This window comes from Pseudooceanicola aestuariicola (assembly GCF_045763785.1).
Lineage (GTDB): Bacteria > Pseudomonadota > Alphaproteobacteria > Rhodobacterales > Rhodobacteraceae > Pseudooceanicola.
Genome location: NZ_JBJGSF010000005.1, coordinates 1 through 14,097, shown reverse-complemented (window position 1 = coordinate 14,097; position 14,097 = coordinate 1). Strand labels below are relative to the sequence as shown.

At 61.4% G+C, this 14,097-nt stretch carries 5 protein-coding genes and 3 tRNA genes; 4 read left to right on the top strand and 4 right to left on the bottom strand.

The genetic code is table 11. From position 1 onward, the window contains the following. Positions 1-15 precede the first annotated feature (15 nt). Positions 16-7,872, bottom strand: a complete 7,857-nt coding sequence (locus ACI3GR_RS15990; protein WP_407495986.1) for an Ig-like domain-containing protein — start codon at positions 7,870-7,872, stop codon at positions 16-18. A 384-nt stretch (positions 7,873-8,256) separates the two neighbouring features. Between ACI3GR_RS15990 and ACI3GR_RS15985 the strand changes: the two genes are divergently transcribed. Further along, the gene (locus tag ACI3GR_RS15985; protein ID WP_407495985.1) at positions 8,257-10,002 is read left to right on the top strand and encodes a sugar phosphorylase; all 1,746 of its coding nucleotides are present in this window, start codon (positions 8,257-8,259) and stop codon (positions 10,000-10,002) included. 145 nt (positions 10,003-10,147) lie between these two features. On the opposite strand, the gene ACI3GR_RS15980 is transcribed toward ACI3GR_RS15985, so the two are convergent. Together ACI3GR_RS15980 and ACI3GR_RS15975 are read right to left on the bottom strand one after the other, a co-directional pair. Next, entirely contained in the window at positions 10,148-11,368 is a 1,221-nt protein-coding gene (locus tag ACI3GR_RS15980) for a glycosyltransferase family protein (RefSeq protein WP_407495984.1), read from the bottom strand. A gap of 12 nt (positions 11,369-11,380) precedes the next feature. Further along, positions 11,381-12,163, bottom strand: coding sequence for an HAD-IIB family hydrolase (locus tag ACI3GR_RS15975; RefSeq protein WP_407495983.1), 783 nt, complete (start codon positions 12,161-12,163; stop codon positions 11,381-11,383). Positions 12,164-12,209: 46 nt separating this feature from the next. Here ACI3GR_RS15975 and ACI3GR_RS15970 point away from each other — a divergent pair. Continuing rightward, a tRNA-Val gene (locus ACI3GR_RS15970) sits at positions 12,210-12,285 on the top strand. A 12-nt stretch (positions 12,286-12,297) separates the two neighbouring features. Here the strand turns inward: ACI3GR_RS15970 and ACI3GR_RS15965 are convergent. Further along, entirely contained in the window at positions 12,298-13,545 is a 1,248-nt protein-coding gene (locus ACI3GR_RS15965; RefSeq protein WP_407495981.1) for a lytic murein transglycosylase, read from the bottom strand. Positions 13,546-13,792: 247 nt separating this feature from the next. Here ACI3GR_RS15965 and ACI3GR_RS15960 point away from each other — a divergent pair. Both ACI3GR_RS15960 and ACI3GR_RS15955 read left to right on the top strand, forming a co-directional pair. Then, positions 13,793-13,869 (top strand) — tRNA-Asp (locus ACI3GR_RS15960). A gap of 153 nt (positions 13,870-14,022) precedes the next feature. After that, positions 14,023-14,096: transfer RNA gene (locus tag ACI3GR_RS15955), tRNA-Asp, on the top strand. Position 14,097 lies beyond the last annotated feature (1 nt).

Sequence of the window (14,097 nt, the reverse complement as noted above, 5' to 3'; positions counted from 1 at the left end):
GCGTAAGCAACCGGCTTAGCCAAACAACGGCGGCACAACCCAAGTGTGATCTTCTGCGGTGAAATCGAGGGCAGAGCCAGCGTAGTTTACGAAGACCGCTTCAACGTCAAAGTCTCGCTCGTTCTCACCGAACGAATAGAGGTATGCGACGTCGTTGGCGGAGCCTGTCTCTTCAACAGTCAGCCAGAGCTTGATGTCGCCCTCCGCTGCGTTCGCCGCAAGAGAGTTATACGCGTCCAGAACCTCCTGCGGGGTGAAGTTGGAAATATCTGCAGGCTGGGTCACAAGGATTTCCACACCGATTTCCATGTCGCTGTGAACGACCAAGAAATCGCCGGTTGCGGTGTCTGAGAAATCAAAGCCCGAGATGCCAAGGACGTTGGCATCGTCGCCAGACCCGTTGTCCTCAAACGTATCATCCAGTTGTAGGACGATCCCGGTTGAGCCATCTTCCAGCGTTACCGAGCCTTCTTCAGTTGTGAATGTCCCGCCGATCGCGATGGTGTTCATCCCGGGACCTGCGTCGATATAGGCATCGCCACCTAGCAAGCCAATGATGTCATCGCCGGGACCGCTGTAGATCAAGCCCAACCCACCGGGCATTTCCAGACCGGCGTCACCATCCGCAAAACCTATTATGACGTCGTTACCCTCGGACCCAAGGTAGCTGACAGAGCGTGGATCGCCAAAGTCATCGGTCGCAAGAATGCGCGCCTGCTCTAACTCGTCATCCCCGGCTGCGGTAATTGCAGACGCCAGCGAAGTGAAGGACATCTGAAAGTTCTCGATGGTCCCGATGACGTTGTCCTGCTCGTCGAAGACCCACACATGGCTGATGTAGCCAGAGGGGCCCAGTCCGGTATCGTAGGCCAGGTTTTGACCGTCCAAACCGACCGAGAAGGACGTTCCGTCGACCATCGCGGTAAAGTACATGTAGGTCCCATCAGGGTTCACATCGACCCCAGTTGCGGCCAGTTGCAATAGCCCGTTCAGCGACACTGCCGCGACGTAGTCCACCGCGACCGCGTCGGTGTCGAAGATCACCGTTGTTTCCTGCGACAGCGTGAAGGCGTTGAACAATTGATATTTGCTTACGCCAACCAGCGTTAGGCTGTTGTCTGCGTCGAAATCAACCCGAACGGCGTTTTCACCGTCATAGGTTTGGTCTGTTGCTCCAAGTAGTGCTGTGTAGACGACCCCGTCATTAAATCCTTCGGGGAGTTCCAGATAATCTTCCATGAGGTCCATGCCGACGAAGACATCGTGCCCACCAGAGTAGATGAGGTCATCTGCGCCAGCTCCGCCCTCTAGTGTGTCATCACCAAGACCACCGTCCAGCGTGTCGTCGCCCGACCCGCCAATCAGGCGGTTGTTGAAGTCGCTGCCGGTGATGTCGTCACCGTACTTCGTGCCCCAGACATGTTCGAAGCCCGCCAGGCTGTCAGTGTCGCCAAACCCGTCACGCTGCGCATAGCCAACGCCGTTCGAGCCCAGATCGACGATCACGCCAAGGTTGCCGCCGTAACGGTCATCCCGGTCGTACCGCACCTGATCATTTTCGCCAGAGCCACCCTCCAGCGTGTCATTGCCCGCCAGGCCGCGCACGAAACCGCCGTCATCGCCAAGCTTGATGCTGTCGTCGTTCATCGACCCGCGCACCGCGCGGACGTTGGGCAGGTAGTCCATGCCGCCCCAACCATCGTCGCTTGCGGTGTCATTGCCCAGATCGACCGTGACGCCGCCGGGGGATTGGACATAGCTGACCTGGTCATAGCTGCCTTCTTCGACACCGCCGTCGAAGGTGTCGTTGCCCGGACCGCCGTTAAAGTAATCGTGGCCCAGCCCGCCAAAGACCGCGTCATCGCCGCTTCCCGCGTTGAACTCGTCGTCTCCCGAGCCGCCGAAAAGCGAATCGTCGCCGGCGCCAGACCGAATGATATCCAGACCTGCGCCACCTTCGATCGTGTCATTGCCGCCGCCAGTTTCGATCTCGTCCGGCTGATCGCTGCCGGTGACATCGAAGTGGTAGCTGCCAAGGAAATCACGGAACGGCTGCGGGTCGCCTTCGGAACCGTTTTCGCTGCGTTCGAACAGAAGTGCCTGTCCCAATGCATTGAACAGCGTGTCGGCGAATTCGTTCAGTCCCGTCAGTTCGACGACCGGGTCGCCGCCATCGACGTACAACTCAAGAGCCGTGACGGTGCCTGTTACGTTGCCTTCGGCATCTTCGACTAGGTTAGAGCCAGTGGCGATGATTTCATACAACACACCGTCGACCGTCGTGCTGGCCGCCCAAGTCGTACCGCCAGAGCCGGTACCGCTTGTGTCCGCATCGAGGGTGGGACCGACAAAGATTTTGTCGAGTATGTCGAGAGGCGCCATCGAAGAGGACAGCGCAAGGACTGCCGTGCCTTCAGGCACCACGGGATCATCGCCCGATCCGCCACCAACGCTGTCGTCGCCAGATCCGGAATTCGCAACTGCCGCCTGGAACTCGGCCAGGGTATAGCCTTGGAAGATCAGGGTCATGTCGCCAATGACGGCCTGAACCGCCGTGGCGCCTTCGAAGGTGATCTCGGTCGCGTTGTCGGGGGCCGCGTCTTTCTGTTCTTGCGTTACCGTGTCGGGGAAGGCGATCTCATCCTCGCCAAATACGAAGTCGGTAAAGACAGACGTGCCCGCGCTGACGACAAAGGTGTCGGCACCGTCGCCGCCCGTGTAGGTGTCGTTGCCGCCAAGGCCAAAGAACCAGTTATCGCCCTCGTCGCCGATGAAGGTATCGTCGAACTCGGTTCCGCGTGCCGCTTCGATGCTGACGAGCGTATCGGTATCGCCGAACCCGTCGCGAGCGGTGTCGTCGGCCAAGTTGACCTCGACCCCGTTGGCGCCACCGGTGAACCGCGCGTCACGGTCGTAGCGGGCCGTGTCGAACCCTTCGCCGCCGTCGATCGTGTCGTTGCCTTCCAGACCGCGGAAGTTGTTATTGCCCGAGTCGCCGGTCAAATCGTCGCCAAACAGCGACCCGCGAACCCGGTCGACGTTGGTGAGCGTGTCTGTCCCGCCCATGCCGTCGTCGGCTGTGCCTGCGCCCAGATCGACCGTCACGCCAGAGGTCGAGCTGACATACACAGCCTCGGTCGCATCGTTTTCGCCATTGCCGCCGACGATCTGGTCATCTCCAGAGCCGCCCTGCAGGTAACTGTAGCCGCTGCCGCCATAAAGCGTGTCGTCACCGCCGCCGCCGTACAGGTCGTCGTCACCGGACATGCCGCGCAGCACGTTGCCGCCCGCGTCGCCGGTGATCTGGTCGTAGAACTTCGTGCCGCGCACGTTCTGAATGTTCGACAGTGTGTCGGTATCGCCGAAGCCGTCGGTCGCAGTCCCTGCTTCCAAGTTTACTTCGACGCCAGCGCCGCCTGTCACCTCTTCGCCGCTGCGGGAATAGGTCCGGTAATCGCGGTCGTAACGAATTTCGTTCGTCCCGCCGCCGCCATCGACGTCGTCATTGCCTGCCAACGGGCGGAAGACGTTGTCAGAGTCGTTGCCGACGATTGTGTCGTCAAACAGCGATCCACGCACGCGTTCGACGTTATTCAGCGTGTCGGTGGTACCGAACCCGTCGGCTGCCGTCCCTGCGCCAAGATCGACATTGATCCCGCTGGGGCTGTCGACATAAGCCGCTTCGTTGCCGTTGTTGCCGGTTGGGGTCACACCTTCGAACTGGTCGTTGCCCTCGCCGCCGACAAAGTAGTTGTAGCCGGTGCCGCCGTACAGAACGTCGTCACCGCTGCCGCCGAACATGTCATCGCCTGACCCGGTGCCGCCGTACAGTTCGTCGTCGCCAGCCAGACCATGCAGTTCATCATAGCCGCCTTCGCCCCGCAGGGTGTCGTCGTTTGCGCCGCCTTCAAGGAAGTCGCTTCCAGACGAGCCGGTCAGATCAAAGGCATAGTCCGCCAGCAAAGCATTGAGGGGGCCGTAATCGTATTCGGCACCGCCCGTGCCCGAAGCAGCGACATCGCCCAGCGCGGTGAGCAGCGTCTGAATGTCGATGTCTAGGCCGCTGAGTTTGGTTTCTACAGCGTTCTGAGCGATCCAGATTTCTTCGACGTTACCCGAAGCGGTCTGCAAATCGTTGTAGTCCGTCGCTGTGATGTCTGTCCCACGGAAATAGATCGTGAGGAAGGCCAGGTCGCCAGCACTTGCGGGAAGGAAAATCGACATGACGCCAGGGATAGTGCCATTGCCGGGCGCACCGTTCACGACCACCCCAGATCCAGCTTGCGAAGCGAATTCGAAAGCACGTGTCAATGTTTCGGTCGCGTCGACGGGCGCACCATAAAGCGCCGTAAGAACGGGCGTTTCCTCACCGCCGGTATCGGCAGTAACATTCACAGTAAATTCTTGCGTGCCAGCGGTAGAACTGTTCCCTGCCGCATCCGTCGCGATAGCCTGAAGCGTGTAGGTGCCATTCGCCGGTGCAGCATCGCCTTCGGTCGGAAGGTCGATCTGGGCCGAGAAGGTGCCAGAGCCATCGGCGACTACGGTCGCTTCCAGTCCGTCAACGGGGCCGTCGTTGTCCAGTACGCGCAGCAGGACGCTGGAACCGGCTTCGGCGTTGCCTTGTACGAACACCGATCCGGCCGTCACGTCGTCGTTGTCCACGATGTTGTCGGCGGAAATCGTAAGCTGCGTCGGTGCGTCGGGCGCGGTGACGTCGGGCGCGGGTTCGACCGTCAGGGAGACGGTGAAGGTCTGGAAAACATTGGACGATTTGTTCCCCGCGTCGTCAATGGCGGTAATCCGCACGCTGTAGTCGCCATTCGGCAGAAGCGGAAGAGCGCCGGCGAAGTCACCGTTGGCATCGGCCGTGGCGGTACCGCTGGCGCCGGGCACCTCGCCCAAGGTGTTGAAGATCGTAAATTCAACCGTCGCACCGGGTTCGGTCGTACCGGTGACCTGGAAGGTCGTCCCGTCGTCATCATCCACGACATTGTCGCCCGACACGGCGACATTCGTCGCTTCAACGGGGCCGAATTTATCGACACTGATGACCTGCGTTGCGGTGCCGCTGTTGCCTGCGACGTCTTCGAAATTCAACGTCAGGGACGTGTCGCCGTTGGGCAGGTCCGGGATCTCGACCGTGAAGCTGAGATCGGAATTGACCGTCGCAACCGCCGGGGAGGCGCCGCCGTAGTCCACCGTCAGTTCCGAGACCGCTTCGCTGACCGTACCGGTCAAGGTCACGGGGAAATCCGAGATGCCGTAGACATCATCGACGGTCAGGGTCGCGATCGGCGTCGTCGTGTCCACGGTGATGTCTGAAGTCGCCGGGGCAGAGGGGTTGCCTGCGCCATCCGTCGCTATCGCGGTGACGGTGTAATCGCCGTCAGCGGGGATCGGGAAGGTTGCACTGAATGCGCCGGTTTCGTCAGTGCCATAGTTGACGGTGCGCTCGCCGAAGGTGATGCGGACGCTGCTGAACGGCTCTGCCGTGCCCGAAACCTCGACCCCAGTGCCGGTAGAAGCGTTGAAGACCGGGACCACGGTCAGAGCCGGAGCTGCCGGAGCCGTCACATCAACCGCGACATCCCGAAGGTCAGAGGTGGGACCTGAGTTTCCAAAGGCATCGACCGCAGTCGCATAGGCGGAATAGGCGCCGTCCGCATCAGGCACATCGAACGTGGCCGAGAAGATGCCGTTGCCATCTGCCGTCACTGTCTGTGGAGCTGCAGAGTAGTCGGGGCCCGAGAAGTAGACCGTAACCTCGGCACCTGCTTCGGTCGCGCCGGTTACATCGAAGGTGTCACCGCTGGCGCTATTCAGACCGGGGATCGGGTTCAGTGCAGCGATCGGTCCGGTTGTATCGACGCTGAAGTCAAAAGTTGACGGGGTGCCCGGGTTGCCGTTCGCGTCCGTCGGTTCAAAACGGGCCACATAGGAGCCGTCCTGCAAAGAGTTCAGAATGGCGGCGGAAAACGACCCATCGCCGGCGACGGCGGCCTCAAACGCGCTGACCTGCACGCCTTCGGCGGTGCTGAGAATGACATTCAGCGTCGCGCCCGGTTCGGTCTGGCCGGAGATAAGGAAACTGCCCAGTTCATCGCCACTGACGACGGTGTCTTCGCCAATGCTGACATCGGTCGGGGCGTCAGGGCCGTCCACATCGAAGGAGACCGCCACAGTGCGCGCGGTGGAGAACGGCGTGTCAGCCGTTGCCGCGGCATCTTTTGCACGGGCGCTCATGGTGAAATCGCCGGTGACGATTTCAGAGGCCTCGAACGTCAGCGTCCAGCGGTTTTCCGCATCGACGACCGTGGTTTTCGTAACGGTGCCCAGTGTAACCTCGACCGTCGAGCCGGCGCGGCCAGAGCCATTGACGACATAGCCGTCTTCCACACTGAATGCGTTCCGCAGGCCAGAGTAGTCGCCGTCGAATGTCGGGCGCAGGGGCACAATGTCTTTCACCGCCTGTTCGACATCCACCGTGCTGACGTCGCCGCCAGAGCTGACTGTTTCGGCCAGCTCGCCCTGCACGACTTCCTGAACGGCCGCAATGTCATCGGTGGTCCCAGCCGCGTCGACACTGTCGTTGGCGGTCTTGGTGGCGGTGGCCTTTTGCGTCGCCTTGGCTTCAACGGCTTCGTCGTCCGCGTCGGGATCGTCGGCCTTGGCGGCGGCGCTGAAGGCCTCTTTGATGGTGTCTTGGTTGGTCAGCGGGTCCGGGTCGCCATCGTCAGATGCCTCAAGCGCGTCCGCCAGCGCCTTGGAGGCGGCTTCAGAGGCGGCCTCTTTGTCGTCCGCATCTGCAGCGGCAAGGTTGATCACGTTGGCGATCTTTGCGGCGGCTTTCAGGGCTGCTGTGTCGCCCGCGTCGGCCTTGGCCACCGGGTCGATGTTCAAAAGCGTTTCGCCTTCGCCAAGCGTCAGGCCCAGTTTCGTCGCGATGGTGGCCGAGGCGTCTTCGGCCGTTTGACCTTTGTCCACCAGCGACTGGACCAGCGTGGTCAGCGGGGTGATGACGGTGGAGCCGGCCGGTGCGGTCATGACGCCGGTGAAGGCCTTACCGGTCGAGCTGTCGATACCGCCGACAGCGACGATCTTGGCCGTGCCGTCCAGCAGGCCCGAGAAGCCGCCGGTTTCATTGGTAAAGACGTCTGCGCCGCCGACGCCCGAGATATCGACACCAGCGTCGTATTTCAGGTTGTTGTTCACATCGCGGAAAACGCGGGCACCGACGATATAGCCGTCGACAACAGAACCGCCGGTCGTGACCGGGGCAGGTGCTTCGCCGCCACCCGTGCTACCGCCGCCACCGCCGCCTGCTGCGCCTGCCAGCAAGACACCGCCCAGGCCCGCCGCTGCGCCGCCCATCCCTGCGCCAGCCAGACCGCCGCCGGTCGCGCCACCAAGGCCTGCCGCTTCGGCCACGGCCTCTGCGGTGGCTTGGGATACCAGAACCGTGCCGTCGGGGGTGATCGTCACGTTTTGCGCCTGCAGAACCATCTGCTGGCCGTCCGCCATGGTCAGGGTGACGGTGCCGTCCGCGTTCACCGCGACGTTGGTGACGCCTTCGATAGAAGACGCGCTGACCGGTCCGGACTGTGCCATTGCGGTGGGTGCCGATAGAAGGACCAGAATGCTCGCCACGCCGCCAGCGGCGAGAACCGCGCGGTTGCGGGCCGCGAAGGCCTTGAGCGCTGCGCGCCGATCCATCGGATCGCGGGGCAGGGTGATCGGCTCCACATCGTTACGGCAGATTAATTGTTCATCTGCTTTAATTTCGGTGGACTGGACCACCCCGGCGAAGCTGGTCGCTGAATCGATATAGCTGGTGAAAGGCGCGGTAATTTTCGGCTGCTGATCAAACATTTAAGTAAATCCCCCAAGGCAGTCGCCAGCCCGCCGCGAAATATCGGCAGGCATTTGCCGGTTAAAGTGGGCGGATTCTTGCCGCCGAGTCAACTTGTTTACCCCTTCGGATGGGGTGTTCGGTCCACATTGCACAGCACGTGACGGTACAGGTGGAAACGCTGCTTTTTGGGGCTGGACTGGGTGGTCCGGTGGACCATCGGACAGCATGTGCCGAACGAATGATGTATTTCACCCTCAGATTTCAAAGCCGCGTCGGTGGCCCCAACGCATGAATTCCATGCAGGGGGCGCGGGAAGGCGGGGTCTGGCCCGCGCTGGTCCGTGCTTCCTCTTGCGCCTCGGGGCGTGATCTGGAAAGTGAAGGGAAAGCTTTTGGGACAGCATGCAAGATTTCGACGCTACGTTCCACGCCCGGTTGCACACGCTGATCGGGCAAATTTACCCTGACCAGTCCCCCGAAACACTGGCGCAGCAAATCGTCGATGCCTTTTGGCCCGAAGGCACGGGCCACCGCAAACGTGGTCGCGTGCCCGGCAATCGGCAATGGTCGGAACGCGATGCGCTGGTCATCACCTACGGCAACTCTATCGTTGACGGTCAGCACAAGCCATTGGATTTGCTGCGAGACTTTCTGCACCGCGAAATGGCGGGCGTGGTCAACGGCGTGCATATCCTGCCGTTCTTCCCCTATACCTCGGACGACGGTTTTGCGGTTACCGACTACCGCGCGGTGAACCCGACGCTGGGCGACTGGCAGGATATTCAACGGATCGGGTCGGAATTCCTGCTGATGTCCGATCTGGTGCTGAACCACGTGTCGTCGCAGTCGAACTGGTTCAACGGCTACCTTCAGGGGCACGAGCCCTATGACCGGTTCTTCTTTGAAGCCTCGCCCGACGATGACCTGAGCGAGGTCGTCCGCCCCAGAACCCAGCCCCTGCTGCGCGAGGTCGAAACATCCCGCGGGCCGCGCCATGTCTGGTGTACCTTCAGCCATGACCAGATTGATCTGGATTTTTCGAACCCCGAAGTTCTGCTGGAATTTCTGCGGGTTATGCGGCTGCACATCGACAATGGCGTGCGTATCCTGCGGTTGGATGCGGTGGCCTTCATCTGGAAAGAGGTGGGCACCAAATCGATCCATATGCCGCAGACCCATGCCATCGTACGGCTGATGCGGCTGCTGGCGGATTTCGCGATGGAGCCGCTGATCCTGCTGACCGAAACCAACGTGCCCAATGCTGAAAACCTGTCCTATTTCGGCAACCGGAACGAGGCGCACGCGGTCTACAACTTCTCTCTCCCGCCGCTGGTGCTGCACGCGATGATGTCGGGCCGCGCGGATCGTCTGATCCGCTGGCAGGGTGCGATGCCGCCGGCGCAATTGGGCTGCGCCTACCTGAACTTTACCGCCAGCCACGACGGTATCGGCATGCGCCCCGCCGAAGGCATCCTGACGCCCGAGGATACGGCCAAAGTGATCGAGACGATCCGCAGCTTTGGGGGCCGTGTCTCCATGCGCGCGCTGCCGGGAGGCGGAGAGTCGCCCTACGAGCTGAACATCACATGGTTCGAGGCGATGAAAGGCACGTTCGATGGTGAAGACGACCACCAGATCGCGCGCTTCCTGACCTCTCAGACGTTGGTCATGGCGCTGGAAGGCATCCCGGCCTTCTACATCCATTCCCTGCTGGCGACGCCCAACGATCACGACGGGGTAGAGAAGTCCGGCCATAACCGGGCGATCAATCGGCATCGCTGGGATTACAGCCAGTTACAGTCACTTCTGGCCGACCCCGGCACGAACCAGCATATCGTGCTGGAAGAGATGAAGCGCCGCATCGACATCCGCCGTCGTCAGCGCGCCTTCCACCCCAATGCGACGCAGTTCACGCTGCAATTGGACCAGCGGATATTCGGTCTGTGGCGTCAGAGCCTTGATCGCGACCAGTCGATCTTTGCACTGCACAATGTCTCGGCTGACGCGCTGGAAATCGATCCCTTTGCCATCAACCTGATTGAGGGCGAAGACTGGGTCGATCTGATCTCGGGCGAGGCGATTGATCCGGCGGAGCGGCATATTGCCTTTGCGCCTTATCAATGTCGCTGGATTACCAACCGCGCGTAAGGTGGATGGTTCGGACTGGGGCTTTGCCCCAGACCCCAGGAATATTTATTGGACCAAAGAAGGTACAGGCGCGGCCCATGTGTTCTTTGGTCTTTTAAATATTCCCGGGGGAATTGAGCCGCAGGCTCAAGGGGGCAGAGCCCCGTCAGGCGTAATCCTTCAGATCTGCAGCCACGGCTTTGAGCATATCCGTCATTAAGGAATTGTCGGCCGCGTGGACGCGGTTCCACGTTGGAATGAAGGGCGTTTCAGAGGGGTTTTCCAAAAAGGTGCGGCCGGCTTCCATGATGTTGTTGGCGAAAAGCTCGGCGGTTTTTTCTTCGGTGTGTCGGTCCACCGTCAGGCCGTTCATCATGGCGTCGTTGTAATAGGCTTCCAGCAGGTCGAGGGCCGAACGGTAGTAGGTCGCTTTGAGCGTGCGGAAAACCTCTTCGTTGAAGACGGTGCCATCGGCGGCCAATTTGCGGAAGACCGCCTTGCAGATGTCGATGGACATGCGGCTGAGGCCTTTGGATTTGTCGTCTTCGGACAGATCCTGATGTTTGTGATCGTAGTGATCCGCGATTTCGACCTGACAGACGGATTTCGGGGCAAGGTTGCGCCAAGCCTCTGACAGCACGCCGATTTCCAGCCCCCAGTCGGAGGGGATACGCAAGTCGGGCAGGATGGCGGTGCGCATGGCGAATTCGCCGGACAGCGAATAGCGGAAGGCGCGCAGGAAATCGATGTAGTCGCGGTCTCCGATGACCTTTTTCATTGCGATCAGCAGGGGCGACACCAGCATGCGGGCGACGCGGCCGTTGATCTTGCCGTTGCCGACGCGGGCGTAATAGCCCTTGGCCACCTGATAGGGAAAATTCGGGTTCACCACCGGATAGACCAACCGTGCCAGCATGTCCTTTTCGTAGGTCACGATGTCACAATCGTGGATCGCGACCACGTCGCTGTCGGCGCAGGCCAGCAGGAAGCCAAGGCAGCCCCAGACGTTTTTGCCCTTGCCGGGTTCGGTGGGCGCAAGGCCCAGTGCTTCCAGCCGCGCTTCGATCTGTTTCATGCGGGGGCTGTCGTTCCAGATCACCACGTGGTTCTGCGGCAGGACCGAGAAAAACTCGCGGGCGTGGCGATATTGCGCCTCGTCCGCGCGGTCGAGGCCGATGACGATGCGGTGGAGGTAGGGAACCTCTGACAGCTCTTTCAGGATGTTGGGCAGCGCGTCGCCCTCAAGCTCGGAATAGAGCGAGGGCAGGATCAGAGAAATTTTTCTGTTTGCCGAATAGCTTAGCAGTTCCTGCGTGATCTGATCGGTGGTGCGGGTGCGCAGGTTGTGGAGTGTGGCGATATTGCCGTTTTGATGAAAATCCGCCACGGGGTCTGTCCTTTAAATGGTCGTTAAGTTTGACAGTAGCGCGATGACTTCGGCGTTCCAACCTGCTGGTCCCGGTTTTGTGCTGCGGCGGATGCAGCCTGCGGATTCTCCGGGCAGTTGCGGCAGCGGCTTGCCATCGGGATTGGTAATGATCACGCCGTGATCGGCTTTTTCCAGCATTTCCACATCGTTGGGCGCGTCGCCAAGCGCGATGCTGGTGGGGTGGCCGTAGGTTTTCAGGATGTCGTCCATGCGGTCGGCCTTTGTGCCGCCCCAGGACAGGGTCAGGAAGCGTCCGCCGCGTCGCGCGTGCAGGCCCAGGTCACTCAGCGCGGCGACGAAGGCGTCTTCTTCGGCCTCGGTCCCGTCAAAGAGGCCCGGATCGGAAAAGGCGCGCTGGCGGGCAAGTGTGGCTTGGGGCAGGGGAAGGCCGGTGATCTGCGCGACCTCTGCGTCACTCATGTCGCCGAAGCCTTTGAATTTCTGGCGTAACTGGTCGGGGAGGCTGTCCAGCGCCGCACGCAGGCGGGTATAGGCGTCGGCGCTGTTGTCGGGGGACGCACCGGCGGGCAGGATGCCTGCGCCGTTTTCGACGATGGCGGGGCAGTGATCAAACCCGACCTCGGCCCGAAGGGGCGCGATTTCGGCGGCGGTTTTGGACGACGCAAGGATGACCGGCCAGCCCTTGTCCCGCATCATTTGCAGCGCCGGATCGGCTGCCTGCCAGCTGTAATCACGGTGGTCCAGTAGGGTGCCGTCGAGGTCGGTAAAGACGATAATGTCAGGATTGGTCATATTGGGCTTGCGAGGGGGGCTGTTCTTTTGCTAATCGGCGCTTCACGGGTGATTAGCTCAGTTGGTAGAGCGCTTCGTTTACACCGAAGATGTCGGGAGTTCGAGTCTCTCATCACCCACCATTCCCCTTCTGATTAATTGGAAATCGCCCGCACCAGTGCAGGTGTGGGAAAACATGTGGCGGCTTGGCCCGTGGCCTCTTGCCAGCGACCGATGGACCGACGGGTTCGGAAACCGGGCAAGCCATCGGCGCCGCCGACATCATGGCCCATTCGTTCCAAGGCGCGCTGCAGCTTTGCAACATCGGATCGGTACATGCGGCCCACGTCGCCCCAACGGCCTGTGAAGTCGCCCGATCCGTATTGAATCCGGTCGCCGATGTGCCCGACGAAAAGCGCGTAAAGGTCGCTCATGTTATAATCCTTCAGCACGTAGAAATTGGGCGTGACGATGAAGGCGGGGCCGTGGCGGCCTGCGGGCATCAGCAGAAAGCCTTTAGCGCGGGCTTCGTGATCCGGGAAAGGGCGGCCAGAGACGCGTTTGATCCCCATGGCGGTCCAGTCGCTGATCCGGCGGCCCTGATCCGGACCTTCCAAAGAGCAGGAGACCGACGCAGGCACTGTGACCTCGAACCCCCAGTCGCGGCCCGGCACCCAGCCGTGCTGTGCCAGATAGTTGGCGATCGAGGCGATGGTATCAGCCTCGGATCGCCAGATATCGGCGTGGCCGTCGCCATTGCCGTCAGTGGCGTATTTCAGAAAGCTTGTGGGCATGAACTGCGGCTGACCCAAGGCCCCAGCAAAGCTGCTTTTCATCGCGGCCGAGGGCGCGTGCCCGGCCTGTGCAATCTGAAGCGCGGCGATCAATTCGTCGCGGAAATAGTCTGCCCGGCGGCCCATGAAGCCAAGCGTGCCAAGCGTGCGGAAGGCGTTTTCGGGGATCGCTGCGCGGCCATAGCCGCTTTCACGGCCCCAGATGCCAAGAATGATGCGCCCGGGGACGCCGGTTTTCTGTTCAGCGCGGGCCAACGCCTGTGCGTGCTGGCGCGCCATTTGACGCCCGGTCGATGTTGCCGCGTTCACCGAACCGGCGCTGAAGTATCTGGCGGGGCTTGAGAATTCGGACTGGCGCTGTTTCTGCGGCACGCCCGACGATCCGGGCGGGGCCAGATCGGGCAGGGACCAGTTCAGCGTGACGCCCTGAAACGCCCGATCAAAGGTTGCGCGGCTGACCCGTGCGGATTTGGCACGCGGCCAGACGGTCTGGTCCAGCCATTGGCGGAACTGTGCCTCGGTCGCGGCGCGGGTCTGGGCGGCAACTGGGGTGGCGAAAAGAAGCGCTAGGATCACGAAAAGACGAAGGGGCAAGGGGGCCTCGGGCATTTTAGCTTGTTAAAGACACCATAGAGGCGCAGCGGCGCGGATGGCTACCGTTAAGCAGGGGGATCGGTGGTTGCCCGCGCATGGCTGTTAAACTGGCGCAAGTTGCGGTGGGGGGCGGTACGCGGGGGGCGGTTGGTTCTGGGATTTCGGTGCCCGGCCAAAAGGGGGAAACTTTTCCCCCTTTAACGCCAGTTTCCCGCTTGACGCCCAACCCGGCCCCGCCTAATACACCCGCCACGGCAGCTGCGCGGTTGTAGCTCAGTTGGTTAGAGTACCGGCCTGTCACGCCGGGGGTCGCGGGTTCGAGCCCCGTCAACCGCGCCACTGCCGTCATACCAAGGCGTCCCATCGGGGCGCCTTTGGTCGTTTATGGGCCTCTGGTTTCAGGGCGTCGCACAGCGTTCCGACACCACACACAAAAGCTGCCGCATTTTCCCTTGACGGGTCGGGGGGCATGGCCTATCCCGCCCCTCACGCGCGGTTGTAGCTCAGTTGGTTAGAGTACCGGCCTGTCACGCCGGGGGTCGCGGGTTCGAGCCCCGTCAACCGCGC